The following is a 25731-nucleotide window of genomic DNA, read 5'->3' as shown; positions in this document are numbered from 1 at the left end:
GATTAGGTTGGCAGTCATGAGCGACGGTATCGACCTGCTGTTGCGTCGCGCTGGCTTCGGCGCGACGGCCGTGGAGCTCTCCGCGGCGCGTCAGGCAGGCTACGATGCGGCGCTGTCGGCGCTTGTCGCGCCACCCGGGCCGGATGTCGGTGCGATGAGCGCCCCCATCCCGAACCTGGGACCGGACGCGTACGCGGGCAAGCGCGACCTGACCTACGAGGAAAAGGTGAAGCTGGAGGATCTCCGGACGGCCCAGACCGAGCAGATCACCCAGTGGTGGCTGAACCGGATGACGGTCGCCAGCCACCAGGCCGTCGAGAAGCTGGTCTTCTTCTGGCACGGGCACTGGGCGACCTCGGTGAAGAAGGTGCGAAGCCCTCAGCTCATGCTTCAGCAGCACCGCACCCTCCGCAGCGCCCCCGACTTCAAGGCCATGTCGCGGAAGATGGTCACCGACGCGGCCTTGAACCACTACCTGGACGGCCATCTCAACACCAGGCAGGCGCCCAACGAGAACCTCGCCCGCGAGTTGTTCGAACTGTTCGTCCTCGGGATCGGGCAGTACACGGAGAAGGACATCAAGGAGGCGGGGCGAGCGCTCACCGGCTGGAGGTTCAGCCTGACCAAGGGCAGTTCGGTCTTCGACCCGCGGGCCCACGACGCAGGAAGCAAGAACATCCTCGGCCGCAGGGGGCACTTCGCGGCGGACAGCCTCGTCGAACTCCTGCTGACGCAGGACGCCTGCCCGCGATTCATCGCGGCCCGCCTCTGGTACCGCTACGGCTCGGCCACCGAAGCCATCCCCGGGCGACTTCAGGACAAGATGGTCCAGGCGTTTCCCAAGCCCCTGGACATGCTTCGGGCACTGTTCGGCGACGAGGCGTTCCATGCGACCGGCGGCACGATGGTGAAGCAGCCGGTCGAGTGGTTCGTCGGCGCCATGCGGCAACTGGGGCTGCGGCCGTCGAACCTCCCGCCGGAGACCCGCAAGAGGGTTCTCCGTGACCTGGAGAGCCTGGGTCAACTGCCGTTCGCTCCCCCCAACGTGGGCGGCTGGCCCGCCGGTGGCGCCTGGTTGACGTCCGCCGCCGCACAGGTCCGGCTGCGTCTCGCCGGCACCCTCGCCGAGCACGTGTCGGTCAGCTCGCTCACGCCCGAGAACCTGGCCTACCTCCTCTGCGTCGAACGGTGGACGAATCGGACGTACAACGTGCTGCGGGGCACGCAGGATCGGCGGCTGTTGTTGATACTTGGGCTGGTGAGCCCGGATTACCTGGTGACGTGACATGGATGCACTGACTCGACGTCGTTTCCTCCTCGCCTCGGGAGTGGTCGCGGGCGGCGCGCTTGCGGCGGGTGTGGGCGGGATGGGCCTCGCCGAGCTGTTGCGCACCGCGGCGGCGGACCCGTCCGCTGCCGCCAGGACGAAGAAGCTCGTCCTGGTGACGCTGTACGGCGGCAACGACGGCCTCAACACCGTCGTCCCCTATGCGGAATCCGTCTACCACGCCGCCCGGCCGGAGTTGGCGTACGACGCCGGCAAGGTGCTGCACCTGAACGATGCCCTGGGCCTGAATCCGGTCATGCGGGGAATGAAGCGGCTCTGGGACGAGAAGCGGATGGCGATCGTCCTGGGTGTGGGGTATCCGAAGCCGGACCGCAGCCATTTCAAGTCCATGGACATCTGGCAGACCGCCTCGCCGGTCGAGCCGGTCACCACGGGCTGGCTGGGCCGTTGGCTCGACGGGACGAATGCCTCCCCGGAGGCCGCGGTCAGCTTCGAGCCGGTGTTGCCGCCGGTGCTTGCGGGGGAGACCCGAGCGGGATCCTGCGTAAACGTCGGCGGGATGGAGCTACCCCCTGGGATCACCGTCGACATGGTGGCGGCTCTCGGGCAGAGCGAGCCCGGCGAGCCGGAGTTGCAGGCTCGCGCGGCAGGCGCCTACCGGGACCTGCTGCGTGTGGAGGGGCTGGTACGCGGAGCCGAACAGCATCAGACCTCTGCCTCCCCGGCCAGCGAGGAGGCAGAGGTCCTGACGACGGGGCCAGGCACCCGGAGTGTCCTGGAGACGCAGCTGGCGCTCGTGACCCGCTGTATCGAGGCGGGCGTGCCCACCCAGGTCTACTCGGTGAGCCTCGACGGCTTCGACACGCACGCGATGGAGCGGGCCGGGCACGAGAGTCTGCTGAGCCGGCTCGACCGGGCGTTGTCGGCCTTCGTCACGAGGATGGCGCGGACGGAGGCTGGCCGTCAGGTGACCGTGGTCGTCTACAGCGAGTTCGGCAGGCGGGTACGCGCGAACGCCTCACAGGGCACCGACCACGGGACGGCGGGCCCGGTGTTCGTACTGGGCCCGGAGGTGGCCGGCGGGTTCTACGGTGAGCAGCCGAGCCTGGCCGATCTGGACGATGGCGACCTGAAGGTGACGACAGACTTCCGTGACGTCTTCGGCACCGTCCTGACGTCGGTGCTCGGCGCCGATCCTGACCGTTACGTCGGCGGTGGGTACCGGACGAAGCCGTTGCCGTTGTTGGCTGCCGGCTGAGGACGGGGCCCCTCAGCGGCCACCCGCCCGGAACACCTCTGCGGCGGTCCGAAGGATGACCTTCACGTCCAGCCAGAGCGACCAGTTCTCGATGTAGTAGTTGTCGAACCTCGCCCGGTCGGAGATCGGCGTGTCGCCGCGCAACCCACTGACCTGCGCCAACCCGGTGAGCCCGACGGGCACCCGGTGGCGCATCGCGTAGTTGGGATACTCGGCTGAGAACTTCTCCACGAAGTACGGCCGTTCGGGCCGCGGCCCGACCACGCTCATGTCCCCACGCAGGATGTTCCAGAGCTGGGGTAGCTCGTCCAGCGACGTGCGGCGCATGAACCGGCCGATTGGCCCGACCCGACGGTCGTGCGCGATCGACCAGTTCGTCTGCGACTCGTGCTCGTCCACCGGGCGCATCGACCGGAACTTGATGACGTTGAACGGCTTGCCGTACCGGCCGATCCGCTCCTGCCGGAAGAAGATGTCACGGCCGCCGTCGAGGAACGTGGCGAGCGCGCAGAGCAGCAGCACCGGGCTCAGCACGATCAGCGCCACTGCGGCGAAGAGCACGTCGGACGCCCGCTTCGTGGCCCACCGCGGGCCCGAGAGAGTGGTGTCGCCGATCTTGACGATCGGGATGGCACCGACGTGGTCGGGATATCCGCCCTGGGAGCGGGATCCCCAGAGGCGCGGCACCGCCCAGAGGTCGCAGCGCGAGCTGGCCGGCTGGAGCAGGATCTCCATCAGGGTCGACTCCGGGCAGTCCGGGTCGGCTATGACCAGGACGTCGCACTCCAGCATCGTGGCGAGCTTTTCGAGGTCGGCCAGGGTGCCGATCAGTGGAACCGCTCCGACGCTCTGCCGCGACGGGGCGTCGACACAGCCGACGAACCGCAGGCCGTACTGGGGATAGCGGCGCAGCAGCCGGGCGAGCTCCACGCCGATCGGGCCGCTACCGATGATGATGGCGTTGTGTTCGACCCACCGACGCTTCCGCGCGACGATGATGAGCATCCGACTGAACGCTCGGCCCACGATCACCAACCCGGCGGCGATCGCGACGTCCTGCATGAACCCGCCGACGTACGACACCGAGGAGTGCCGCTCGGCCGCGATGATGGCCACCACCGCGGCGGAAGCCAGCAGCCGCCCGCCGAGGCTCGGGAGTTCGTCCAGGATGCTCAGGTCGCGGCGCGCCCGGTAGAGCCCGCCGGCCGCGAAGATGACCACCGTGAGAACGGCGTTGGCCAGGGTCCCGCGCCAGTAGTTCTGAGTCACCAGCAGCGGGGCGAGCAGCGCGACGACGTCGACGGGGGCCGTCACCATCCAGGCCCGCAGCCAGCGCGTGCGCGTGGAGGCCCGGGATCCGGCGTACGGCAGCACCGTGGTCGTGTCGAGACCGGCGCGGGGCGGGGCGGTGACCTCGGGACCGCTCGTCGGCTGGAGGGAGAGGCCCGCAGCGAGCATCTCGCCGTCGGCTGCGCCACGCTGTGGCCACGCTGCGTGGCGCGGTGCGCCGTCAGGGTCTGTGGTGCCCGGAACCGGGCGGCCCATGGCCGGTCGGCTTGACATGGTTGGTCCTCCCCGTGAGCCCCCTGACGTGCGTGACGACCGAAGGCGCCAGGGCAGGATACGGCCGGGTCAACTGCCTCGCCATCGCCGGTACGGCATTTCGGACTCCTACTTTCCGGCGGTCAGGATCTCCGGGACGGAGTCGCGGCGGACCGCGTCGAAGAGGCGTTTCGCCTTCGCCGTGTCCGCCAGGACGACGCTCTCACTGCCGATCCGGCCCGTTCCCTTGGTGGGGCAGGTGAAGAACCCGAGATTTCCGCTCCTGAGGTGGCGAAGCTCCATCGCCAGGTCCACGAGGGACATCGACTTGTCCACCGCCACGGCGTTCGCCGTGGCCTTCACGAACGAGTTCAGCTTGCCCGGGTTGGCCAGCACGCCACCGGAGGCGGCCTTGTCCAGGATCGCCTTGATCACCTGCTGCTGGTGTTTGATGCGGGCGAAGTCGCCGTTGGCGAAGGCGTAGCGCTCGCGGGCGTAGTCCAGCGCGGCGGCCCCGTCCATGCTCTGTCGACCCTTGACGAACTCCCGGCGACCATCGGGATTGAGCGAGTGGGTCGAGGTGAAGCTCTGGTCGACGTCGATCTCGATGCCGCCGAGGGCGTCGACGATCTCCTTGAAGCCGGCGAAGTCGACCATCGTCACGTGGTCCACCCGGACGCCCGTGAACTTCTCCACCGTCTGGACCATCAGCGGGATGCCGCCCCACGCGTAGGAGGCATTGATCTTGGCGTCCCGTCCGCCCTGTCCCCGCGCCGACTTGGGCACGTGCACCCAGGTGTCACGCGGGATCGAGATGAGCTGGGCACTCGACCGGTCCTTGGGCAGGTGAGCCAGGATGATCGTGTCGCTCCGGGAGCCCGAACTGCTCTCCGGGTCGCGGGAGTCGCTGCCCAGGATCATGATGTTCATGGCGCCCTTGGCCACGACCTGCGGACGAGAGGCATCCGGGACGTCGTCGAATGCGTCGACGCGCTCGATGTCGGAGTCGATCGAACGGACGTAGAGCCCCGCCGCGATCAGGCCGCCACCGCCGAGCAGCGCCACCACCAGGAAGGTGATCAGGGCGACGCGCCGCCACCGGCGACGCCGGGGGCGCGGCTCGCCGGTCGGTTCCGCTGCCGACGGCTCGTCGAAAAACCGGGATTCGGGCTCCGCGTACTCCTCACGATGGCGCATGGCGCGATGCTACTGATTCCGATTCCGGCCCGCGTACCCCCGTCTGGGCACCATGGGTCCGCCTCGTGAATCAAAACTTTCACCGACAGTGGTCCGTCTTCGACTGGTAGAACCCTCTCGTGGACGCAACGAAACTCCGGCGGGCCATCGCCCGCACCCCCCTCGCCCCCGTCGCGGCCTTCCCCAAGCGCCTGGCCCGAGTCGCCCGCCACGACGTGAAGGTGCTGCGCACCTCGGCCCGCTGGCTGGTCACCTCCCGGGAACACCACAACTACACGTACGAGCTGACCACACTGAGCCGCCACCACCTCGCCTGGTTCGTCAGCGTGGTCTGCGACGTGCCCGTCACGCAGGTCCGCGCGTACTTCGCCGAGATCGAGTCGGACGACGCGCTGCGTCGGCACATCGAGTCCGCCACCGCCGGCGCCGCCCGCCGTGGCCTCGCCGACAAGCAGGTCCGCTACGCCCGTCGGATCGGCTGGTACGCCATCGTGCGGGCCACGAAGCCGGCGCACGTGGTCGAGACCGGCGTCGACAAGGGGCTCGGCAGTTGCGTGCTCGCCGCCGCGCTGCTGCGTAACGCCGCCGACGGGCATCCCGGCCGGGTCACCTCACTGGACATCAACCCCGAGGCCGGGTACCTGGCCCGGGTGGCGCCCTGGTCGGAGGTGGTCGACCTGGTGATCGGCGACTCCATCGCCTCCATCGCCGCGCTGGACCGGCCGGTCGACCTCTTCCTGCACGACAGCGACCACAGCCGGGCCCACGAGAAGCGGGAGTTCGAGGCCGTCGAGGGCAGGCTCGCCCCCGGCGCGATCCTGCTCACCGACAACGTCACCGCCACCAACGTCCTCGCCGAGCACGCCGAGCGCACCGGCCGGAAGTTCCTCGCCTACCGGGAGACCCCGGCCAACCACTGGTACCCGGGCGACGGTATCGGCGTGGCATGGTGAGCGGGTGCGGCTGAGTGCGATCCACACGTACCCCGTCAAGGGTTGTCACCGGCGCGACCACGAGGTCGCGCCCGTCGAGCCGTGGGGCCTGGCCGGCGACCGGCGCTGGATGATCGTCGACGGTGACGGCCTCGGCGTCACCCAGCGGGAGACGACGCGCCTGGTCGCCCTCCGCGCCACGCCCCACGACGGCGGACTGCTGCTGCGGGCCGAGGGCCACGCCGACCTGGCCGTGCCCGAGCCGGCCGGCGGCGAACCGGTTACGGTACGGACCTTCCGCAACCGGAAGCTGCCGGTCCCCGCGCTCCCCGCCGGCCCGTCGGCGGACGCCTGGATCAGCGCGTTTCTGGGCCGGGTGGCCCGCCTGGTCTGGCTCGATCGACCGACCCGGCACATCCCGTCGGGGGACCGCGAGCACGATACCGGCGACCAGGTCAGCTTCGCCGACGCCTATCCGCTGCTGCTGGCCGGCGCCGCCTCGCTCGACGCGCTCAACGACTGGCTGGCCGAGGCCGGTGAGGAGCCCGTGCCGATGGCGCGGTTCCGCCCCAACCTGGTGGTCGAGGGCGCGTCGGCCTGGGCCGAGGACGACTGGGCCGGCCGCCCGCTGCGCATCGGCGGCGTCCGCTTCCGCGCCGCCGGGCCGTGCGAACGCTGCGTGGTGGTCACCACCGACCAGGAGTCGGGGGTACGCGGGAAGGAGCCGTTGCGCACCCTCGGCCGGTACCGCAACGTCGGGCAGAAGCTCCTCTTCGGACTGCACCTCGTCCCCACCACGACGGGGCAGGTGGCTGTCGGCGACGAGTTGGTGGTCGAGGGCTGACCGACGGTTCAGCCCGCGGGCGGCGGCGGGGCGGTGAGGTCAAGCCACATGAGAAGCTCGTCGCGGTCGTCGCCCGGGGCGACCCGTAGCGCGCCGGGCAGCCGGCCGACCTCCCGGTAGCCGAGCCGCCGGTAGAACCGGTCCAGTCCCAGCCCGTCCCGCACGGTCACGTGCAGGGCCTCCCGGCCCATCTCCCGGCCGAGGCGTTCGGCCTCGCGCATCAGCGCCAGGCCGTACCCGTGGCCCTGGGTGTCCGGGTGGACCATCACCCGCTTCAGCACGCACCAGTGCGCCTTCAGGTCGAACCGGTTGTCGCAGAAGATCAGCGCGGCGACGAGCCGTTCGCCCGCGTACCCCAACAGGAGCCGGTCCGGGCCCTCGGCGATGCCGGCGAAGGTCGGATCAGCCATGTGCCGTACGTCGGCGGCGGTGACCGGCGCGACGAAGCCGACCGCCCCGCCGGCGTTGGTGACGTCGACCCAGAGGGCGACGATCAGTTCGCGCAGCTCGGGGGTCAGTTCGGGGTCGAGGACGAAGCGCAGGGTCACCCGGTAATCCTGACCGCGCCGGCCCGCGTCGACCCGGGATCGTGATGAGCCCGACAGGGGGTGTTCGGTGCGGGAGGGGGGATTCGAACCCCCACGTCCTTTCGGACAATAGGACCTAAACCTACCGCGGCTGCCATTACGCCACTCCCGCCGACCCGCTGAGTCTAGAGTGTCGCGCCGCACCGGTGGTGAGCCGGCCGCCGTAGGCGGCACCCGGTGCGGCGGCGGCCTCAGTCCAGTCCGAGATCCCGGCGCAGCTTGGCGACGTGACCGGTGGCCTTCACGTTGTAGAGCGCGCGTTCGATCTTCCCGTCGGTGTCGATCACGAAGGTCGAGCGGATCACGCCGGTCACCGTCCTGCCGTACGACTGCTTCTCGCCGTACGCGCCGTACGCGGTGAGCACGGACCTGTCGGTGTCGGCGACCAGCGGGAAGGTGATGGCGTCGCGCTCGCGGAACTTCGCCAGCTTCTCCGGCTTGTCGGGCGAGATGCCGACGACCTCGTAGCCGGCCGCCTGGAGCGAGGCGAGCGAGTCACGGAAGTCGCAGGCCTGCTTGGTGCAGCCGGGCGTCATGGCCGCCGGGTAGGCGTACAGCACGACCTTGCGGCCGCGCAGGTCGGCCAGCGAGAGCGTGTCGCCGGTGTCGGTGGGGAGGCTGAACTCCGGCGCGGGGTCACCGGGGGAGAGGCGGTCGGGCGCGGTCATGGCACGACCCTACCGCCGGCCCCGGCCGCCCCCGGGCGGCACGCCGGCTCGGCCACTCGCCTCTCGTTCGGGGGCTCGACGTGTCCCTGCGTCGTGGGCCGCTGGGGGTGCGGGACACAGGGGGCGCGGAGCGCACGGTGGCCGCAGGGAGTGCGGCGCGCACGGTGGCCGGGCCGGTCGTGCCGCCTGCTGACGGGCGGCACGCCGGGCGCGCGCCTGCCCGGCCCCAGCCACCGAGGCCCTGTTGGTGTGCTGTCGAGTTGCCCCGCCTATGGGACCGGCGTCGCTGGGGGCGCGCCTGTCGGTGCCAGCCACCGAGGCCCTGTTGGTGTGCTGTCGAGCTGCCCCACCCATGGGACCGGCGTCGCTAAGCGGTGCGGCCAGCTCTGCCCCATCTGTGCGGGCAGCTCGACAGCGCCACCGGCAGCGCACCAACGGGGCGCCGCGTCGGGCAATGGCTCGGATGATGCCGGTGCCGGTGTGGGGCGGGGGCGGGGCGGCGGTATTCGCGATCGGGAAGACGCCCTGTTGCCAACTATTGGCAACAGCTGGGCTCAGTAAATAGACTGCCGTCAACGGCCTGGACGGGCCCGCCGACGCGTGGGAGGTCACGTGGAAAACCTGGCGATGCACATCTCGAACGGGATCATCGACGGTCCCGTCGCGGCGGTCTTCGCGGCGGTGGCGCTGATCGCGATGACGTTCTGCGTCCTGCGCGGCAGGCGCGAACTGGACGACCGGTTGGCCCCGATGGCCGGGCTCGTCGCCGCCTTCATCTTCGCCGTGCAGATGCTCAACTTCCCGATCTTCACCGCCGGCGTCAGCGGCCACCTGCTGGGCGGGGCGCTCGCCGCGATGCTGGTCGGCCCCTGGGTCGGCGCGCTCTGCCTGACCGTGGTGCTGGTCGTGCAGGCGCTGGTCTTCGGCGACGGCGGCGTGGCGATGCTCGGGCTCAGCATCACCAACATGGCGGTGATCGGCACCGCCGCGGCGTACCTGCTGATCGCGCTGCTGCTCCGCGTGCTGCCGCGCACCCCCGCCGGCCTCGGTGTGACCGCCTTCGTCTCCGCGCTGGTCAGCGTGGTGGTCGCGTCGATGGGCTTCGTGTTCCAGTACTGGCTCGGCGGCACCACCGACCTGGGCGGCAACCTGGGCGGGCTGGCCGGCACGATGGCCGGCGTGCACCTGCTGATCGGCATCGGCGAGGGCCTGATCACCGCGACCACGGTGGTCACCGTCGCCAAGGTCCGGCCCGATCTCGTCTACGCGCTGCGCGGGTTGCGCCCGGCGTCCGCGCCCGCCGTCCCGGCCGTCGGAGGTGTCCGGTGAGGAAGCGTCTCTGGGGTTTCGTCGTCGGCGGGCTGCTGGTGGCCCTGCTCCTCGCCGGGGTGGTGAGCAGCTTCGCCTCGTCCCATCCGGACGGGCTGGACTCGTCGCTGCGTGAGGGCTGCACCTTCGACGCCGACGACAACATCACCGGCGGCAGCTGTCCCGCGCAGCGGGAGAGGGAACACGAGGTCGGCGGGCCGCTGGCCGACTACGGCGTGGCGGGCATCGACAACGAGTTCCTCTCCACCGGCCTGTCGGGCGTGCTCGGCGTGCTGCTCACCTTCGCCGTCGCCGGCGGGGCCTTGTGGCTGGTCCGCCGCCGCGGCCCCCGGGGCGAGGACGCGGCCGACCCGGAGCACACCCCCGCCGCCACGACGGGTCGGGAGTAACGGCGGATGGGTGCCGGGCACGCACACGTGCTGTACCGGGAGACGACCTCACCGGTGCACCGGCTCCCGCCCGAGGCCAAGATCGCGGCGATGGTGGTCTTCACCCTCGCCGTGGTCGCCACGCCGCGCGAGGCGTTCTGGGCCTTCGGCGCGTACGCCCTGCTGGTCGCCGTCGTGGCGGCGCTGGCCCGGGTGGGGCCCGGATGGCTGCTCACCCGGTCGCTGATCGAGCTGCCGTTCGTGCTGTTCGCCGTCGCGCTGCCGTTCCTCGGCGCCGGTGAGCGGGTCGACGTGCTCGGCCTGCGCCTGTCGTCCGACGGGCTCTTCGGGGCGTGGAACATCGTCGCCAAGGGCACGCTGGGCGTACTCGCGTCGCTGTTGCTCGCCTCGACCACGACGACCCGGGACCTGATCGTGGGCCTGGACCGGCTGCGCTGCCCGCAGATCCTCACCCAGATCGCCACGTTCATGCTGCGCTACCTGGACGTGCTGGTCGGCGAGGCCCGCCGGATGCGGGTGGCGCGGGTGTCCCGCGGCGACGACCCGCGATTCCTGTGGCAGCTGCGTGGCTTCGCGGCCGGCGTCGGCGCGCTCTTCCTGCGCGCGTTCGAGCGCGGCGAACGGGTCTACCTGGCGATGCTGTCGCGCGGCTACACCGGGCGGATGCCGGCGGTGTGGCAGGGGCCGGGCGTGGCGACGGCCGGGCAGTGGCTGCTCGCGTCCACCGTGCCGGTCCTGGCGGCCACCGTCGCCGCCACGGCCGTCGTGCTGACATGATCGGAGCCGTGCGGACCGCACTCTCCCTGGACGTCCGTGGCGTCCGGTACGCGTACCCGGACGGGCACGTCGCCCTGCACGGAGTTGACCTGACCGTGCCACGCGGGGACCGGGTGGCACTCCTCGGCCCCAACGGCGCGGGAAAGACCACGCTGGTGCTGCACCTCAACGGCATCCTCACCCCGGCCGAGGGGAGCGTGAGCGTCGGTGGGCTGACCGTCAGCCAGGACCGCGCCATCCTCGCCGAGGTACGCCGCCGGGTGGGCATCGTCTTCCAGGACCCGGACGACCAGCTCTTTCTGCCCACCGTCGCCGAGGACGTGGCGTTCGGGCCGGCCAACCTGGGGCTGCGCGGGGCGGAGCTGTCCGCAAGGGTGGACGAGGCCCTCGCCGCGGTCGGGATGGGCGAGCACCGGGACCGCGCCCCCCACCATCTCTCCTTCGGACAGCGGCGCCGGGTCGCGGTCGCCACCGTCCTGGCCATGCACCCGGAGATCCTGGTCCTCGACGAGCCGTCGTCCAACCTGGACCCGGCGGCCCGCCGCGAACTGGCCGGGATCCTGCGCGCCCTGCCGGTGACGCTGCTGATGGTCACCCACGATCTGCCGTACGCCCTGGAGCTCTGCGACCGCTCGGTCATCCTGGACGCCGGCCGGATCGTCGCCGACGGCGCCACCCCGGACATCCTTGCCGACACCAACCTCCTCTCCCACCACCGCCTTGAACTCCCCCAAGGCTTCACCCCCACCCCCCACTGACCCGCCCCCGTCCCCCGCCCCGCCCGCAGTCGACGCGGCGATCTTGCACTTTCCGCCCCGACAAAAGCCGCTCATCGCCCATCCCGAGGGCCCAAAGTGCAAGATCGCGGGGCAGGGTGGGGTGGGGCGCGGGAGCGGGCAGGGCGCGGGGGTGGGTTAAGGGCGGGTTGGGGTTGGGGTTGGGGTGGGGTGGCGGGAGGTGGCGTGGAGGCGGAGGGCGCCGGCTGCGGTGGCGCCGGCGCCGGCGACGAGGATCAGGGCGATCAGGATCCGGGCCGTCGTCGCCGGCCAGGGCACGGGGGCTACGGCGCGGGCGAAGACGGCGGCGTTGGCCACCCCGGCGAAGAGCGCCAGGCAGGCCCCGGCCAACGCCAGCGCGAAGTCGGCGGCCGGGCGGCGGGCCAGCGCGAAGATTCCGGCGGCGATGGCGCCGAGCCCGGTCAGCAGCGCCCAGACCTGCCCGCCCAGCAGGCCGGTCAGCACCCCGCCGACGCCCCGCGCGCCGGCGTCCAACTCCCGGCCCACGGTGAACACCACCGCAGCCAGCCCGCCGACCACCAGCAGTCCGCCGAGCCCGGCCAGCGCCCGCCTGCCCGGCCCGGAACCGGCGGGCAACAGCCCGAGCGCCCCCACGGCGAGCAGCCCGACGGTGGCGGCCACCCACCAGACGTACGCGTCGGGCGGCGGCACCCAGTCGAGGGTGCCGCGGATCTCCCCCGCCTCGGTGCCGGCGCGCAGTGGCACCGTCCAGTTCCGCACCCGGTGCTCCCGGTCGGGCGCGGCGCGCACCTGCGGCGGTGGCGCCGACTCCCGCCAGAGCGCCCGCTGGTCGTGCCAGCGCACGGTGGCGGAGTCGTCGACCCGCCGCCAGTTCGGTGGGGCGGCCGGGTCCGCCTCGGCCGGCAGCCTGGTGTCCCCGGCGATGGTCCGGTTCAGGTACGTCGCGGGGGAGCGGGTGTTCTCGTACACGCCGTCGGGGCCGACCCGCAGGTAGGGCTCGCCGGAGTAGCCGAGCACCTCGACGGCGCGGTCACCGGTGTTGGTCAGCTCCAGTCGCGCGCCCGCCTCGACGACCCGTACGCGAACGGCGGGCAGGGCCGGGTCGACCGCGCTCACCTCGGTGCGGTAGTCGGTGCCGTCGGGGGCGTCGGCGCCGTGCGCGGCGGCTGGCCCGGCGAACGCGACGGTCGTGGTCAGCGCGCCGACGAGCACCAGCCCGGCGCGGGTCAACAGGTCGCGGATCACCTGCCGGCCGCCTCCACCGCCGCCTTGATCCCCTCGGGGCTGCGGTCGGCGACCTCCTTGCCGTCGACCAGGATCGTCGGGGTGCCGGTGATGTTGGCCTTGCTGGCTTCCTCGGTCACGTGCTCGGTCCACGGCTTGAAGGTGCCCTCCCGAAGGCAGGAGGCGAAGCCGTCCCGGTCGAGGCCGGCACCCGCCGCGATGTCGGTCAGCTCGGCGTCGCTGAGCCCGGCGCCCCCCTCCGGTGGCTGCCGATCGAACAGCGCCGTGGCGTACTCCCGGTACCGGCCGCCCTCCGCCGCGCAGCCGGAGGCGGCCGACGAGCGGGTCGAGTACTGGGTGCTGGAGAAGCGGTTCAGGTACGCCACCGGGTGGTAGACGACCCGGACCTTGCCCTCGCTGACGAGCTGGTCGATGGTCGGGCCGCTGGTCTGCTTGAACTGCTTGCAGGCCGGGCAGAGGAAGTCCTCGTAGACGTCCAGGGTCACCGGTCCCGAGCCGACGACGACCCCGGTGCCGGCCTCGTTCGAGCCGGTCGGCGGGGTGAAGTCGTCGGAACGCTGGCTGGAGTAGACGCTCCACCCGATGAGGCCGGCGATCACCAGGACGGCGACGGCGGCCACGGACAGCCAGAGCGTCCGCTTGCGCCGCCGTTCCCGGGCCAACTGTTCGCGTACCACCCGGGCGGCGTCCTTCCGCCCCTTGCGACTACTCATCCTCGTCCTCCACGGATGTGTTCCCCGTCAGCCAGCCGTCCACCGAGACGGGGGTGCGGGGCCAGATCAGCAGGAATCCGGCCAGTGCCAGGAATCCCAGGTCCCGGAGGATCTCCGGGAGGTAGCTCGGGGTCTGGCCCTCGGCGAGTTGCCCGCCGGTGCCGAAACAGCCGCAGTCGATGGCCAGGCCCCGCGTCCAGGCGGAGACGATGCCGACGACGAAGACCACCAGCAGTGCCGCGGAGACCCCGGCGGCCAGTCGGGTGGCCAGCCCGAGCAGCAGGAGCAGGCCCAGCGCCAGCTCGACGAAGGGCAGCGCCGCGCCGATCACCGTGGCGAGGTCGTACGGCATGACCTGGTAGGCGTTGACGGCGCGGCCGGAGGCGGCCAGGTCACCGACCTTGCTGCCGCCGGCGACCAGCCACACGGCGGCCAGGCCCAGCCGGGCGGCGACGCCGAGCCAGGGGCGGACGACGGGCCAGCGGGCGGCCGGGGTGTGCGGTGCGGTCACGATCATTGGTCGCCCCGTTCCCGGCGGAAGTTCCCGGTCATCCGGCGAGGGCGTCGCCGACCGCCTCGACGAGGTCGTTGCGGGCCCGGGCCACCCGGGAGCGGATGGTGCCCACCGGCACCCCTTCCACGGCGGCGGCCTCGGCGTACGACAGGCCGAGCAGTTGGGTGAGCACGAACGCCGCGCGCCGCTCGGCGGGCAGCCGGCGGACCAGGTCGGCGGCCCCGAACTGGCCGACGGGGTCCGGGTGCGGCTGGTCGGTCCAGGCGTTGGCGGCGAGCCGCTCGCCGAGCCGGCGGCGACGGACGACGGTGCGTAGGTGGTCGGCGCAGGCCCGGCGGGCGATGCCCAGCAGCCAGGTGCGGGCGGTGGATCGTCCCTCGAACGCCGGCAGCGCCCGGAACGCCCGCAGGTAGGTCTCCTGGGTCAGGTCGTCGGCGCTGTCCGGATCGACCAGCGCGGCGGTGAAGCGCCACACCTCGGCCTGCGTCAGCCGGACGAACGCGGCCTGGGCGACGGGGTCCCCGTCGCGGGCGGCCAGCGCCCACTCGGTCGCCGACTCCCGCGCGGCGACGACCGCGTCAGCGGCCGGACCGGCGGCGGGGGTCTCGCGTGGGGCGGGGATCACGACAGTTCAGGTTACGCGGCACGGCTGGGCGGGGGAGGGTCCTTCGGCCCTTCCATGGCCTGCGCCACCCCGGGAACTATTCCCGCGCGCCGGACGACTACCCCCACATGACATGCGACGACGTACGCGCGGCGTTGTCGGCTCGGCTGGATGGCGAGGATCCGCTGGCGGCGCCGGCGGTGCTGGACGCACACGCGGAGAGCTGCCCCGGCTGCCGTGCCTGGCTGGCCCGGGCCGAGCAGGTTACCCGGCTGGTCCGGGTGCAGTCGGTGGCGGTGCCCGACCTGACAGCCTCGGTGCTGGCGGCGGTCGCCGCCGATCCGCGGGCGGCCGGGCGTACGCGGGCGACGGCCCGGGCGGCCCGCCGCCAGGTGTTGCGGGTGGCGGTCGCGGTGGCCGCGGTCGCCCAGTTGGCGATCGCCCTGCCGGTGCTGCTCGCCGGGCTGGGTGTGACCGTCGACCCGCACACCAGCCGCGAGATGGCCTCCTTCGACGTGGCGCTGGCCGTCGGCTTCGCGCTGGCCGCGTGGCGGCCCGAGCGGGCCCGGGCGTTCGTGCCGGTGGCGCTGGTGCTGGCGGTCTGCCTGGCCGGGACGAGTGCGGTGGACATCGCCAACTCGACGACCGCCCTGGTGCACGAGGTCGGCCACCTGGCCGCCGTGGTGCAGGCGGGGCTGCTGTGGGCGCTGGGACGGGTCAGCGACGAGCCGGGCCGCCGGCCGTCGACCGCACTCCAGGCCCGCCATGGCTGACGTCGCACCGAAGGGGCCGGGCGGGTGGGTTCCGGCGAGGGTGGGCATGGCCGGAGTCGCGCGGGGCGGGTCGCATCCGAGAGCATTGCCGGCATGAGTGTCGCCAACCGCCGCCGGATCGCCCGGCTGATCGCCACCGCCGGCCTGCTGGTCACCGTCGTCGCCCTGCTGGTCGCCCCGGCCGGTCCCGCCAGTGCCCATGCGGTGCTGGCGAGCAGCAGCCCGATCGCCTCGGCGGTGGTGTCGAACGGGCCGTCGGAGGTCGTGCTGACGTTCAGCGAGTCCGTGCGCAAGGTGCCGGGCAAGATCCGGGTGATCGCGCCGGACGGCTCCCGGGCGGACCGGGGCGAGCCGAGCTTCGAGGACACCGTGGTCACCGTCCCGGTCGACCCGGCCGGCGCGCGCGGCACGTACCTGGTCAGCTACCGGGTGATCTCCGCCGACAGCCACCCCGTCTCGGGCGCGTTCACCTACTCCGTCGGCGCCCCCTCGACGCCCCCGGTGGACAGCGGGAACGACAGCCGGGCCGACCCGGTCGTCAGCAACGCGATCAAGGTCGCCAAGTACGCCGGCTACGTCGGCCTGCTGCTGCTCGTCGGCTCGGCGCTGGTGCTCGCCGTGCTCTGGCCCCGGCGGCTGCCCCGGCCCGGCCCGGCCCGGCTGGCCTGGGCGGGGCTCGGCCTGCTGGCAGCCTCCACGGTGACGACCCTCCTGCTCCAGGTGCCCTACACCGCCGGCGGTGGCGTGTTCGACGTGACCGGCCAGGGTCTGAGCGACGTGCTGGGCAGCTCCTTCGGCGCCGCGCACCTGGTCCGGCTGGGCCTGTTGGCCGCGGCGGCGTTCCTGCTCCGGCCCCTGATGGCGGGGCCGGTCGAGCGGAGCGACCTGGTCATCCTGGGCGTGCTCGGTGCGGCGGCGCTGGTGACCTGGCCGCTGGCCGGGCACCCGGCGGCCTCGCCCGCCCCGGCGGTCTCCGTCGTCGTCGACGCCGTCCACCTGGGCAGCATGGCGGTATGGCTGGGCGGGCTGGTGATGCTCGCCGTCTTCCTGCTGCCCCGGGCAGACGAGCGGGAGTTGGACGCGATCCTGCCGATCTGGTCACGCTGGGCGGCGCTGGCCGTCTCGGCGCTGCTGCTCGCCGGCACCGTCCAGGCGCTCATTGAGGTGGCCACCCCGGGCGCGCTGGTCGACACCACCTACGGGCGGCTGGTGCTGGGCAAGATCGGGCTCTTCGTGCTGGTGATCGCGGTGGCCGCGTACTCCCGGCAGTTGGTGCGCCGGCGCACCGCGGCCGGCCGGCCGACGTCGATGCGGCGGGCGGTCTGGGCGGAGTTGGCGATCACGGCGGTGGTGCTGGGCCTCTCCGCCGTGCTGGTGCAGACCACCCCGGCCCGCACCGCGGGCGCCGACGTGGCCGGTGCGCCGGACCGCTACTTCTCCACGACGCTGTCCAGCCCGAACTACTCGCTGCAGATCGAGCTGGACCCGGCCGAGCGGGGCAACAACACCGTGCACTTCTACGCGTACACGAAGGACAACCGGCCCCAGCCGGTGGTGGAGTGGCGGGCCACGGCCGCCCTGCCGGCGGCGGGGATCGAAGCGATCCAGGTTCCGCTGCTGCCGCTGACCGACAACCACGCCACCGGCGAGATCAACTTCCCGGCGGCGGGGGAGTGGCAGTTGCGCATCACCGTCCGTACGTCGGACATCGACCAGGCCACGGTGACCGCCACCGTGCCGATCAGATAACAGGAAGGCTCGCAGCATGATCCGTCACCGGCGTACCGCAAGCGTCGCCGCAGCCCTGGCGCTCGGCGCCGTCGCCACCGCCGTCCTCGGCTTCGCGGCGCCCGCCTCGGCCCACGTCTCGGTCAACCCGCAGGAGGCGACCCAGGGCGGATACGGCCGGTTCGCGTTCCGGGTGCCCAACGAGAGCGACACGGCCTCCACCACGAAGGTGGAGGTGGTGCTGCCGGAGAACGCGCCCGTCGGCTCCGTGTCGACCATGCCGGTGCCCGGCTGGACGGTGGCGGTGGAGAAGCGCAAGGTCGACCCGCCGGTCGAGGTGCACGGCAGCCAGCTCACCGAGGTCGTCTCCAAGCTGACCTGGACGGCCGCCGGGGACGCGGGGGTCAAGCCCGGCCAGTTCCAGGAGTTCCCGATCTCGCTGGGGCCGCTGCCGCAGGTGGAGACGATGGTCTTCAAGACCTTGCAGACCTACTCCGACGGCAACGTGCAGCGGTGGATCGAGGAGCCGACCCCCGGCGGCGAGGAGCCGGAGAGCCCTGCCCCGGTGCTCACCCTCACGGCGGCCTCGCCGTCGGCCGCACCCACCGGCGCCGCCACGCCGCAGGCCGCCGACGCCGACGATGACGACGCCGACAGTGCCGGGGTGGCCACCGGGCTCGCCGTCGCCGGCCTGGTCGCCGGCGTGGGCGGCCTGCTGCTCGGCGGGCTCGCGTTCTCGCGTACGCGGCGGACGCCGACGTCGTAGGCGTCACCCGTACCGCTCGCCGGCCCGTCGGACGATCCGACGGGCCGGCTGCTTTCCGGCCCGTACCGTGGATATCCGCTGATCGGTCGCTCCGCGTCGGTAAGGTCGGCCGGGTATCCGGCTACGGAGGGGGACGATGCGAATGCGGTTCGTGCGGGTGCTCGCCGCAATGCTGCTGTTGACGGTCGGGATCACGGCGCTGCTCGCCGGCGGGGCGCTCGCGCTGCTCGCCCGGCAGGCCGACCCGGGCGGTGCCTTCAGTGCCCGGTTCGAGACCGTGCGGGCCTCGGGTCACGCGGTGGTCGTCCGGGACGTCGACGAACTGTTGCGGGCCGAAGCGCCGTTCGCCCGCGCCGGGCAGGCCAGGCTTCGGCTGGAGGCCCGGACGCCCGACGGCCCGGCCTTCGTCGGGCTGGCTCCCGCCGACGAGGTGCGGCGCTGGCTCGACCCGGTCCCGCACGCCGAGGTCCGCCGGGTGGTGCTGGCCCGGGGCCCGCTGCCGGTCCGGCTGGAGCCCGCCGGTCCCGCGCCGTCCGCCGGTCCCGCGCCGTCCGTCGGTCCGGCGCCGTCCGCCGGGCCGATCGGCCAGCCCTTCTGGGTACGCGAGGGGATCGGCGCCCTGGAGTGGTCCCCGGAGGAGTTGGCCGACCGGCGGCTGAGCCTGGTGGTGATGCGTCCCGACGGGCGGGCCGACCTGAGCCTGGAGCTGCGCGCGGGGCTGCGCACCGGCTGGACCGGCCCGGTGGCGGCCGGGCTGCTGGCCGGCGGGGTGCTGGCGGTGGCGCTGGCCCTGCTCCTGCTGCGTCCGGTGCGCCCCCGTGAGGTGGTCTTCGTGGTCGAGCCGGACCAGGTGCCGGTGCTCGCCGGCCGCCTCGGGGTGACCTCGCTCAGCGGCCTCGGCGCGCAGCCGACCCGGGACAGCGACCGCTCCCGCGTCGCCGGGCGGCAGCTCGCCTCGGTCGGGGCCGCTGCCACGGGAGCCCGGCCGGCGATCGGGCCGGTGCCCGCCCGCCGCCCCGAGACGCTCGCCGACCTCGACGGAGGCGAACCGGCGTCGCCGCCACCCGAGGTGAACCTCACCCTGGCCTGGCCGCCCGTCGCCCCCGAGGAAGCGGCCGACCCGGTCGCCCCGCGAGGACGCCTCCGTCCCGCCGCTCCCGACGCCGGTGAAGAAGAGTCGCCGGACGCCCCGCGCTGACCCGCACCCGCCCAGGCTCGGTCAGGGAGTGCGGGTGGCCGTCCGGGGTCACGGAACGGCGCCCGGTCCCGGGGCGGGGTCGGACGCCGAACGGCCCTCCGCGCTGCCGACGCGGAGGGCCGCCCTCACCGGGGGATCGGTGCTACCCGAGAGACGTCTGAGGTGGTTGCGACCAGATTAGCGGTGAAGGGGCAACTCGGGAAGAGTGTCCTTTTGGCGCGACTTTCCGCCTCCTGGCCGCATCGGCAGGGTCACCAGCAGCAGCAGGCTCAGCAGCACGTACGTGTTGCGCACCAGGAACTCGACCGGCGAGTCCGTACGCACCGGGGCTATCCCCCAGTCGTGGAAGGTGACCACCCCGTACACGATCAGGGCGGACGTGCCGACGGCGAGCCCCACCAGCCACCTGCGCCGACGGGCACCCCTGCCGGTCGCGGGGTCGGCGCTCAACGCCGCGTCCGCCAGCACCACCACCGCCGGGATGAACCAGTAGATGTGGTGGGTCCAGGTGATGGGGCTGACCAGCGAGCCGACCAGCCCGGTGAGGGCGAGGCCGGTGAGCGCGTCCCCCGCCCGGGCGGCCCGCGCGGCGCGCCACAGCCCGTACCCGGCGACGACCGTGACCAGCAGCAGCCAGCCCAACTGGCCCGGCTTCTCCGGCGCGGTGATGCGGCTGAGTAGGCCGAACAACGACTGGTTGCCGGTGTAGTCGGTGCGGCCGACCCGGTCGGTCGCCCACAGCTCGTGGGTCCAGAACCGCCACGAGTCGCGCGGCGCGACCGCCGCGGCGAGCAGGGTCGCGGCGGCGGCCGTCACGCTCGCCACCGCCGCCGCCCGCCACCGGCGGGTCACCAGCAGGTAGACGATGAAGATGCCCGGAAAGAGCTTGAGCGCCGTCGCCAGCCCGACGCCCACGCCGGCCCACCGGCTCTTCCCCGGTACGGCGAAGAGCAGGTCCGCCAGGATCAGCACGACCAGCAGCATGTTGATCTGACCGAAGGTGATCGTCTCGCGGGTGCTCTCGACGGCCAGCACCAGCAGGACCGCCACGGCGAGGGTGAACACACGGGGCAGGCCGTGCCGGGCGATCACGGGCGCGAGCAGCCAGCGGGTGGTCACCACCACCGCCAGTCCGGTCAGGACCGTGAAGATCGTCACCGTGGCGCCCAGCGGCAGCAGCGCGAACGGACGCAGCAGCAGCGCGCTGAACGGCGGGTAGGTGAAGTAGAGCTCGCCCTGCACCCGGTCGGGCTGCACGTAGTCGTAGAGCGGGTTGCCGGCCGCCCACCAGTCCATCGCCCGCATGTAGATCTTCAGGTCGAAGAAGTCGTGCACCGTGCCGGGCAGGTAGAGCGCCGGCAGGACGGCGGCCAGCGCCAGTACGGCGACGAGCCGACGGACCGTACGGCCACCGTTGTCGTCGTCGGTGACGGCGGGCGGTGCGGCGGGTTCGGCTGGCACGGGGGAAACCCTAGCGGTCACCTCGCGCCTCGGTGCGCGGGCGCGCGGCCGGACGCGCTGCGCGTAGGCTGTCCCGGTGGCTGATCTTCTCGTCTGGATCGACTGTGAGATGACCGGGTTGGACCTCGGCAGGGACAAGCTGATCGAGGTCGCCGCGCTCGTCACCGACCCGGACCTCAACGTGCTCGGGGACGGCGTCGACGTGGTGATCCACGCCGACGATGCGGCGCTGGAGGCGATGCCGGAGATCGTGGCGACGATGCACGCCAAGTCGGGGCTGACCGAGGAGGTCCGGCGCTCGACGGTGACCCTCGCCGAGGCCGAGCAGATGGTCCTGGACTACGTGGCGAGGCACGTGAAGGATCCGCGCACCGCCCCGCTCTGCGGCAACTCGATCGCCACCGACCGGGGCTTCATCACCCGCGACATGCCCCGCCTCGACGCGCACCTGCACTACCGGATGATCGACGTGTCGTCGATCAAGGAGCTGTGCCGCCGCTGGTACCCGCGGGTGTACTTCGGCCAGCCCCAGAAGGGGCTCGCCCACCGGGCCCTGGCCGACATCCGGGAGAGCATCCGGGAGTTGGAGTATTACCGGCGGACCGTCTTCGTGCCCCTGCCCGGGCCGGACGTGGAGACCGCCAAGGCGATCGCCGCCGGGCTGTAGAGCCGGCCGGCGGAACCCGCTGGACGCGGCGGGCGGGGATGAGGCTATTATTGGTCCGCACCCCGCCCGGGGCGATCAACCGGGCGTGGAAGGCATGGTGGCTGTAGCTCAGTTGGCAGAGCACCGGGTTGTGGTCCCGGTTGTCGTGGGTTCAATTCCCATCAGTCACCCGTTGACCGAAGGCCCCCTCCGCGCGGAGGGGGCCTTCGGCGTTGCGGGCTCAGCTGGTCGGGGTGACCGTGGGCTCGCCGCTCTCCTGCGGGGCGGCCCCGGTCGACGGCTCGTACGGCAGGGCGCTGCCCTTGACGTACTGCTCCCAGCTCATGTTCCAGTCCGTCCAGCCGTTGCCGTTCTGGAGCTTCCGCTCGGTGCCCTTGACCGTGATGGGGTCGCCGACGCGGGTGTTGGCGAACAGCCAGGCGCCGTTGGCCATCGAGACGTTCACGCAGCCGTGCGAGACGTTCACCCGACCCTGCTGCCCCTCCGACCAGGGCGCGGCGTGGATGAACTCGCCGCCCCAGGTCAGCCGCTGGGCATAGTCGATCTTCGTGCGGTAGCCCTCCTCGGGCCCCAGCTCCTCGAAGGTGTCGAAGACCGTCTTGCGCAGCTTCTCGGTGACCACCATGGTGCCGCTGGAGGACGGGGTGCTCTTCTTGCCGAGGCTGACCGGGATGGTCTTGATCACAGAGCCGTCCTTCGTGACGGTCATCCGCTTGGTCTTGTTGTCCACCGTCATGACCAGCGCCGGGCCGACCTTGATGCCGACCGTGAGGTCCGCCCGGCCGTACCAGCCGTCGCCCAGCGGCAGGCCGCCCGCCTGGACCCGGTAGGAGACCGTGCTGTTCGCCTGCCAGAACTCCTTCGGGCGGAAGCGGATCTCGGTCGGGCTGACCCAGTGCCAGACGCCCTCCTGCGCCGGTGTGGAGGTCACCGTCATCCGGCTCTGCACGTCGTCGCGGAAGTCCTCAGGAATGGCCCGGCTGAACTTGACGATCAGCGGCATGCCCACGCCGACGACCTGGTCGTCCCCCAGGAAGCTGCTGACCCGGACCTGCTTGCCGGGCTTCGCCATGGTGGTGAAGGTGCTGGTCGCCGTGGCCGGCCGGTCGTCGTCGCCGGTCGCGGTCACCGTCGCCGTGTACGTCTCGCCGTACTTCAGCGCGCCGGCGGGCAGCCAGCTCTTCCCGTCGGCGGCCAACTCGCCCTCGACGGCCGCACCGGCGGAGTCCTTCAGCTCGACGGCGGTCTGCCGGGCCTCGGTGGCGGTGAAGGTGATGCCGGTCGACGCGGGCACGTCCTTCGCGTCGGCCTTGGGCTCGACGATGGTGGCCGCCGCCTTCGGCGCGGCGGGCTGGTCATCGCCGTTCTGCCAGCCCGAGGGCTTGCCCCCGCCGCCGTCGGTGCAGGCGGAGGCGAGCGCGAGCGTCACGGCGAGCGCCGCCGCCGCGAACCCGCGGCGTCGCCCACCCCGCCGGTCGCCTCCGCGCCGGATCAGCTGGTCCTGGACAGCTCGCATGTTTTCCTCACAGTCGTGGTCCCCGGTTGCCCATCGTCTCTCACTGACGCACCGGGGCAGGTACCCGTTCCGCGGGGTGAACCGAAACACGCCAGGCGAGATGTCCGGATGTTGATAAAATCCGGGCTTCCCGTACCCACGAAGACGGCGACCGCCCCGCGGGCCGGTCGCCGTCTTCGGATCCTCCCTGGGGCGTGCCTCAGAAGGCCGACCCCTCGCCTGCCTCGGGCACCGGCAGAGCGCTGCCCTTGACGAACTCGGACCAGCTCAGGCTCCACGCCGTCCAGCCGTTGCCCGGCGCCAGCTTGCGCTCGGTGCCCTCGACGGTGATCGGGTCGCCCACCTTGGTCTTCCCGAACAACCACCGGGCGTTCGCCATGGAGATGTTGACGCAACCGTGCGAGACGTTCACCCGGCCCTGCTGCCCCTCCGACCAGGGCGCGGCGTGGATGTACTCGCCGCCCCAGGTGATCCGCTGGGCAAACTCGATGTCGGTGACGTAGCGGTTGGCCGGGTCCGGGTCGTCGCGGGTGTCGAAGACCGTGGCCTCCTTCTTCTCCATCACTACCATCGTGCCGCTGGAGGACGGGGTCTTCTTCTTGCCCAGGCTCACCGGCAGGGTGCGGATCACCTGACCGTCCTCGTACACCGTCATCTTCTTCGTGGCGTTGTCCACCTTCATCTCGAAAGCCCGGCCGATCTTGCCGGTCGCCGCGCGGTCGACGTTGCCGTACCGGCCGTTGCTCAGCGGGATGCCGGCAAGCGCGATCCGGACGGTGAGCGTGGTGCCGGGCTTCCAGTACTCCGGCGCGCGGTAGTAGGCCTGGGTGCCGTTCTCCACCCAGTGCCAGGCGCCCGGCTGCGGCGGATCGGTCTGCACGAACATGCGCTTCTGCACCGCGGCCCGGTCCTTCTTCGGGATCCCCGGGTGGAACTCGGCGACCACCGGCATCGCCACGCCGTAGGTCTTGTCGTCGAAGAGATAGAGGCCGGAGCTGATCACCGACTTGGGCTTCGCCATCGTCGTGAAGGTGCTCGTACCTTGACTCGTCGCCCCGTCGGCCCCGGTGGCGGTGACCGTGGCCGTGTAGCGGGTCCCGTACTTCAGCGGCTTCGACGGCACCCAGGACGAGCCGTCGGCCCGCAGGCGCCCCTCGACCTGACTGCCGTCGGCGGCGGCCAGCGTGACGCTGGACACCTTCCCGCCGGGCAGGTCGGCGCTGATCTCGGAGCTGACCGGCCTGTTCTTCCCCCCGTCGGCCGGGCTCACCGTCAGCGGCGGCCCACTCGGCGCGGCCGGAGTGCCGGGCTCGCCCGCCGCACCGGATGCGCCGGACGTGGCCGGCGTAGTGCCGCCGACGAACTCCGCATTCTTCTTCTGCTCCGCGCCGCAGCCCGTCAGTGCCAGCGACGCCACCAGGCCGAGGGCGCCCACCATCGCCCCGGCCCGCGTGAACATGCCCATCCCCACCTCTGTTCTCGCGTACCTGGCGCACATCGTGCCGCATCGTCGCCTCCTGTCCGCCCCCTCTCGCCGTCCGCTTGGCGATTTTGTCCTGGATGCCCGTTAAGCTCGGCCGAAGGGGGGAGCCGGGGATCGGATTGGAACCCCGCTCGGAGGGGTGCTAATGTTCTCTCCGTTGCCAACGAGCGCCGCTAGCTCAACTGGCAGAGCAGCGGACTCTTAATCCGCGGGTTCGGGGTTCGAGTCCCTGGCGGCGCACCAGCAATAACGGCTCTGGCCTGGTGGTTTCCACCCGGCCGGAGCCTTTTTCGTGTCCGTGGCGATGGCTGGGTGCTCGCCGGGTGCTCGGGAGCGGTTGGACGGTTCCGGTAGGCCATGGACGCGGTGCCGTGATCGTGGACACAAGCCACCCAAAACCGTGGGCGGCGCGCGGCCGGCAGCCGGGGTGCCGGCCGAGACGTCGTTACGTTCGCCGGGGTTCCCCGTGGCGGATCTTGGCTCTGGCCCCTTCCCCGGGCGGGGCGCGCCCTGTGGATCATGCGGGAAGATCCATGCCGTGGATGTCCCCGAGCTTCTTCGTCGAGCTGCCTGTCACGTGCCCGTGGCCGTAACGGGTGAGGCCGGCATCACAGTGGCCGATGCGAACGAGTACCTCGACCACGATGAGTGGGAAATCGCGCTGGACATCCTCGTCGAACTCGGCGACGCATACCGCACCGAGACCGCCTTCTGGGAACTCCTCGCCGAGGCCGCCAGGATGATGTAGCTGTCCCGGACCGAGCGGTGGTGCCACTGGCGTCGGGCTGAAGTCGTTCACGGGGTGGTTCGCGCGGACCTTCAGCTCGTCGATCCGGTCGTCGCCGGCGGCAGGCGAACTCCCATTCCGGGCGACGGGCGTCTCCGTCCGCTGTGGGACATGGGCGCTGTGACGGCGGCGGGCGACCCGGACCTGTACGTCGCGCGGATATGGGTTGAGTCGCTGCCAGATCTTCAGCCCGGCGGAAGAGCCCTGGTCCGCCTGGCTCCGTTGAACCCGCAGCGGTGGCAACGTCTCGTGCCCGGCGACGTCATCACGATGCATGAACAGCGGCCAGTGGCCGGGACCGCGACCATCGTCGAGTCAGCGTTCTCCGTTGACAAGGATCATCATCTGTGACGGAGGGTGACGGCGGGCGGGTTCAGGCATGCCTCGGCGTTGACTTGATCGCGGGCGTTTGGCGCCGCTTCTGGGGCTGCCGGCTCTGACGCCGGCGTGGCTTAGAGATCAACAACAGGTTGCCCACTATGTGTCTTATAGACGTTATTATGCTCGGCTCTTCGGTGGATTCGCTGAACAGTGATCTCCAAAATCTGTCCCTAAACCGCGATTAGAAGGGTGAGGGAGCTCCGCGGGAGCGCCAGCGCTTCGTTCGGCGGTCCATACGGCATCCGACGCCGCTGCAGATGATCCTGGTGGCCGTTCGCGGCGAAGGACCTCCCATCACGTTGCGTGATGACCGATTCGAAATGGCT

Annotated in this window: 25 protein-coding genes, 3 tRNA genes and 1 pseudogene; 17 read left to right on the top strand and 12 right to left on the bottom strand. The window is 72.0% G+C overall.

Annotation, left to right across the window (positions count from 1 at the left end; all coding sequences use genetic code 11):
- The first annotated feature begins 16 nt into the window (after nt 1-16).
- Nucleotides 17-1285 (top strand): DUF1800 domain-containing protein, encoded by a 1269-nt coding sequence (locus tag AB0D32_RS00370; protein WP_357082438.1) that lies wholly within the window; start codon nt 17-19, stop codon nt 1283-1285.
- Nucleotide 1286: 1 nt separating this feature from the next.
- Complete coding sequence (locus tag AB0D32_RS00365) at nt 1287-2546, top strand: DUF1501 domain-containing protein (protein ID WP_357082435.1); 1260 nt, start codon at nt 1287-1289, stop codon at nt 2544-2546.
- Between the two features lie 12 nt (nt 2547-2558).
- Here AB0D32_RS00365 and AB0D32_RS00360 read toward each other — a convergent pair whose 3' ends face one another.
- The gene (locus tag AB0D32_RS00360; RefSeq protein WP_357082432.1) at nt 2559-4004 is read right to left on the bottom strand and encodes a sugar transferase; all 1446 of its coding nucleotides are present in this window, start codon (nt 4002-4004) and stop codon (nt 2559-2561) included.
- Nucleotides 4005-4217: 213 nt separating this feature from the next.
- A complete protein-coding gene (locus AB0D32_RS00355; protein ID WP_357082429.1) occupies nt 4218-5285 on the bottom strand; it encodes an LCP family protein in 1068 nt (355 codons plus the stop codon).
- Nucleotides 5286-5404: 119 nt separating this feature from the next.
- Between AB0D32_RS00355 and AB0D32_RS00350 the strand changes: the two genes are divergently transcribed.
- Together AB0D32_RS00350 and AB0D32_RS00345 are read left to right on the top strand one after the other, a co-directional pair.
- On the top strand, nt 5405-6238 hold the full coding sequence (locus tag AB0D32_RS00350; RefSeq protein ID WP_357082426.1) for a class I SAM-dependent methyltransferase: 834 nt from the start codon (nt 5405-5407) through the stop codon (nt 6236-6238).
- A 4-nt stretch (nt 6239-6242) separates the two neighbouring features.
- The gene (locus tag AB0D32_RS00345) at nt 6243-7061 is read left to right on the top strand and encodes an MOSC N-terminal beta barrel domain-containing protein (RefSeq protein ID WP_357082423.1); all 819 of its coding nucleotides are present in this window, start codon (nt 6243-6245) and stop codon (nt 7059-7061) included.
- Nucleotides 7062-7069: 8 nt separating this feature from the next.
- Here the strand turns inward: AB0D32_RS00345 and AB0D32_RS00340 are convergent, their stop codons facing one another.
- The 3 genes from AB0D32_RS00340 to bcp all read right to left on the bottom strand — a co-directional run bounded on the left by AB0D32_RS00340 (nt 7070) and on the right by bcp (nt 8316).
- A complete protein-coding gene (locus AB0D32_RS00340; protein ID WP_357082420.1) occupies nt 7070-7609 on the bottom strand; it encodes a GNAT family N-acetyltransferase in 540 nt (179 codons plus the stop codon).
- 68 nt (nt 7610-7677) lie between these two features.
- Nucleotides 7678-7760: transfer RNA gene (locus AB0D32_RS00335), tRNA-Leu, on the bottom strand.
- 79 nt (nt 7761-7839) lie between these two features.
- Nucleotides 7840-8316 carry a thioredoxin-dependent thiol peroxidase gene (gene bcp / locus AB0D32_RS00330; RefSeq protein WP_357082417.1) on the bottom strand — a complete coding sequence of 159 codons (477 nt, stop codon included), beginning with the start codon at nt 8314-8316 and terminating at the stop codon, nt 7840-7842.
- 612 nt (nt 8317-8928) lie between these two features.
- Between bcp and AB0D32_RS00325 the strand changes: the two genes are divergently transcribed.
- The 4 genes from AB0D32_RS00325 to AB0D32_RS00310 are packed head-to-tail and all read left to right on the top strand — an operon-like array spanning nt 8929 to nt 11569.
- Nucleotides 8929-9645, top strand: coding sequence for an energy-coupling factor ABC transporter permease (locus tag AB0D32_RS00325; protein ID WP_357082414.1), 717 nt, complete (start codon nt 8929-8931; stop codon nt 9643-9645).
- Entirely contained in the window at nt 9642-10034 is a 393-nt protein-coding gene (locus tag AB0D32_RS00320) for a PDGLE domain-containing protein (protein WP_357082411.1), read from the top strand. The genes AB0D32_RS00325 and AB0D32_RS00320 overlap by 4 nt, the downstream gene beginning before the upstream one ends.
- A 6-nt stretch (nt 10035-10040) precedes the next feature.
- Nucleotides 10041-10811 (top strand): cobalt ECF transporter T component CbiQ, encoded by a 771-nt coding sequence (gene cbiQ / locus AB0D32_RS00315; protein WP_357082408.1) that lies wholly within the window; start codon nt 10041-10043, stop codon nt 10809-10811.
- Entirely contained in the window at nt 10808-11569 is a 762-nt protein-coding gene (locus tag AB0D32_RS00310) for an ABC transporter ATP-binding protein (RefSeq protein WP_357082405.1), read from the top strand. Before cbiQ ends, AB0D32_RS00310 begins: the two co-directional genes overlap by 4 nt.
- A 156-nt stretch (nt 11570-11725) precedes the next feature.
- Here the strand turns inward: AB0D32_RS00310 and AB0D32_RS00305 are convergent, their stop codons facing one another.
- The 4 genes from AB0D32_RS00305 to AB0D32_RS00290 are packed head-to-tail and all read right to left on the bottom strand — an operon-like array spanning nt 11726 to nt 14666.
- Entirely contained in the window at nt 11726-12814 is a 1089-nt protein-coding gene (locus AB0D32_RS00305; protein ID WP_357082402.1) for a hypothetical protein, read from the bottom strand.
- Nucleotides 12811-13527, bottom strand: a complete 717-nt coding sequence (locus AB0D32_RS00300) for a thioredoxin domain-containing protein (protein ID WP_357082399.1) — start codon at nt 13525-13527, stop codon at nt 12811-12813. Before AB0D32_RS00300 ends, AB0D32_RS00305 begins: the two co-directional genes overlap by 4 nt.
- Complete coding sequence (locus AB0D32_RS00295; RefSeq protein WP_357082396.1) at nt 13520-14044, bottom strand: MauE/DoxX family redox-associated membrane protein; 525 nt, start codon at nt 14042-14044, stop codon at nt 13520-13522. Before AB0D32_RS00295 ends, AB0D32_RS00300 begins: the two co-directional genes overlap by 8 nt.
- Before the next feature lie 31 nt (nt 14045-14075).
- A complete protein-coding gene (locus AB0D32_RS00290; protein WP_357082393.1) occupies nt 14076-14666 on the bottom strand; it encodes a sigma factor-like helix-turn-helix DNA-binding protein in 591 nt (196 codons plus the stop codon).
- 107 nt (nt 14667-14773) lie between these two features.
- On the opposite strand from AB0D32_RS00290, the gene AB0D32_RS00285 reads away from it, so the two are divergent.
- From AB0D32_RS00285 to AB0D32_RS00270, 4 genes and pseudogenes are all read left to right on the top strand, one after another.
- Entirely contained in the window at nt 14774-15418 is a 645-nt protein-coding gene (locus tag AB0D32_RS00285) for a zf-HC2 domain-containing protein (RefSeq protein ID WP_357082390.1), read from the top strand.
- 84 nt (nt 15419-15502) lie between these two features.
- A complete protein-coding gene (locus tag AB0D32_RS00280) occupies nt 15503-17167 on the top strand; it encodes a copper resistance protein CopC (RefSeq protein ID WP_357084134.1) in 1665 nt (554 codons plus the stop codon).
- 16 nt (nt 17168-17183) lie between these two features.
- Nucleotides 17184-17912, top strand: coding sequence for a YcnI family protein (locus tag AB0D32_RS00275; RefSeq protein WP_357082387.1), 729 nt, complete (start codon nt 17184-17186; stop codon nt 17910-17912).
- A 688-nt stretch (nt 17913-18600) separates the two neighbouring features.
- A pseudogene (locus tag AB0D32_RS00270) lies at nt 18601-18879 on the top strand (hypothetical protein); the annotation flags it as partial.
- Nucleotides 18880-19287: 408 nt separating this feature from the next.
- Here the strand turns inward: AB0D32_RS00270 and AB0D32_RS00265 are convergent.
- A complete protein-coding gene (locus tag AB0D32_RS00265) occupies nt 19288-20571 on the bottom strand; it encodes a glycosyltransferase family 87 protein (protein ID WP_357082384.1) in 1284 nt (427 codons plus the stop codon).
- 76 nt (nt 20572-20647) lie between these two features.
- On the opposite strand from AB0D32_RS00265, the gene orn reads away from it, so the two are divergent.
- Both orn and AB0D32_RS00255 read left to right on the top strand, forming a co-directional pair.
- Nucleotides 20648-21238, top strand: coding sequence for an oligoribonuclease (orn, locus tag AB0D32_RS00260; protein WP_357082381.1), 591 nt, complete (start codon nt 20648-20650; stop codon nt 21236-21238).
- 97 nt (nt 21239-21335) lie between these two features.
- Nucleotides 21336-21408 (top strand) — tRNA-His (locus AB0D32_RS00255).
- A 50-nt stretch (nt 21409-21458) separates the two neighbouring features.
- Here AB0D32_RS00255 and AB0D32_RS00250 read toward each other — a convergent pair.
- Nucleotides 21459-22754 (bottom strand): Ig-like domain-containing protein, encoded by a 1296-nt coding sequence (locus tag AB0D32_RS00250; protein WP_357082378.1) that lies wholly within the window; start codon nt 22752-22754, stop codon nt 21459-21461.
- Nucleotides 22755-22953: 199 nt separating this feature from the next.
- Nucleotides 22954-24219: an Ig-like domain-containing protein gene (locus AB0D32_RS00245; protein WP_357082375.1), complete on the bottom strand. Its 1266-nt coding sequence runs from the start codon at nt 24217-24219 to the stop codon at nt 22954-22956.
- Nucleotides 24220-24404: 185 nt separating this feature from the next.
- On the opposite strand from AB0D32_RS00245, the gene AB0D32_RS00240 reads away from it, so the two are divergent.
- The 3 genes from AB0D32_RS00240 to AB0D32_RS00230 all read left to right on the top strand — a co-directional run bounded on the left by AB0D32_RS00240 (nt 24405) and on the right by AB0D32_RS00230 (nt 25375).
- A tRNA-Lys gene (locus AB0D32_RS00240) sits at nt 24405-24480 on the top strand.
- Nucleotides 24481-24775: 295 nt separating this feature from the next.
- Nucleotides 24776-24985, top strand: a complete 210-nt coding sequence (locus tag AB0D32_RS00235) for a hypothetical protein (protein WP_357082372.1) — start codon at nt 24776-24778, stop codon at nt 24983-24985.
- 150 nt (nt 24986-25135) lie between these two features.
- Nucleotides 25136-25375, top strand: a complete 240-nt coding sequence (locus AB0D32_RS00230; RefSeq protein ID WP_357082369.1) for a hypothetical protein — start codon at nt 25136-25138, stop codon at nt 25373-25375.
- Nucleotides 25376-25731 lie beyond the last annotated feature (356 nt).

It is taken from the genome of Micromonospora sp. NPDC048170 (genome assembly GCF_040652795.1).
In the GTDB taxonomy this organism is placed as follows: domain Bacteria; phylum Actinomycetota; class Actinomycetes; order Mycobacteriales; family Micromonosporaceae; genus Micromonospora.
The sequence above is the reverse complement of the archived record's forward strand: the minus strand, read 5'-3'. Positions and strand labels throughout refer to the sequence as shown.

Excerpts from the sequence above, each read along its gene's own strand:
- AB0D32_RS00295 (WP_357082396.1), bottom strand. The coding sequence starts at position 14,044 with ATGATCGTGACCGCACCGCACACCCCGGCCGCCCGCTGGCCCGTCGTC.
- AB0D32_RS00245 (WP_357082375.1), bottom strand. The coding sequence starts at position 24,219 with ATGGGCATGTTCACGCGGGCCGGGGCGATGGTGGGCGCCCTCGGCCTG.
- bcp (WP_357082417.1), bottom strand. The coding sequence starts at position 8,316 with ATGACCGCGCCCGACCGCCTCTCCCCCGGTGACCCCGCGCCGGAGTTC.
- AB0D32_RS00230 (WP_357082369.1), top strand. The coding sequence starts at position 25,136 with ATGGGCGCTGTGACGGCGGCGGGCGACCCGGACCTGTACGTCGCGCGG.
- AB0D32_RS00250 (WP_357082378.1), bottom strand. The coding sequence starts at position 22,754 with ATGCGAGCTGTCCAGGACCAGCTGATCCGGCGCGGAGGCGACCGGCGG.
- AB0D32_RS00365 (WP_357082435.1), top strand. The coding sequence starts at position 1,287 with ATGGATGCACTGACTCGACGTCGTTTCCTCCTCGCCTCGGGAGTGGTC.
- AB0D32_RS00285 (WP_357082390.1), top strand. The coding sequence starts at position 14,774 with ATGACATGCGACGACGTACGCGCGGCGTTGTCGGCTCGGCTGGATGGC.
- AB0D32_RS00360 (WP_357082432.1), bottom strand. The coding sequence starts at position 4,004 with ATGCTCGCTGCGGGCCTCTCCCTCCAGCCGACGAGCGGTCCCGAGGTC.
- AB0D32_RS00275 (WP_357082387.1), top strand. The coding sequence starts at position 17,184 with ATGATCCGTCACCGGCGTACCGCAAGCGTCGCCGCAGCCCTGGCGCTC.
- AB0D32_RS00300 (WP_357082399.1), bottom strand. The coding sequence starts at position 13,527 with ATGAGTAGTCGCAAGGGGCGGAAGGACGCCGCCCGGGTGGTACGCGAA.
- AB0D32_RS00310 (WP_357082405.1), top strand. The coding sequence starts at position 10,808 with ATGATCGGAGCCGTGCGGACCGCACTCTCCCTGGACGTCCGTGGCGTC.
- AB0D32_RS00370 (WP_357082438.1), top strand. The coding sequence starts at position 17 with ATGAGCGACGGTATCGACCTGCTGTTGCGTCGCGCTGGCTTCGGCGCG.
- cbiQ (WP_357082408.1), top strand. The coding sequence starts at position 10,041 with ATGGGTGCCGGGCACGCACACGTGCTGTACCGGGAGACGACCTCACCG.
- AB0D32_RS00355 (WP_357082429.1), bottom strand. The coding sequence starts at position 5,285 with ATGCGCCATCGTGAGGAGTACGCGGAGCCCGAATCCCGGTTTTTCGAC.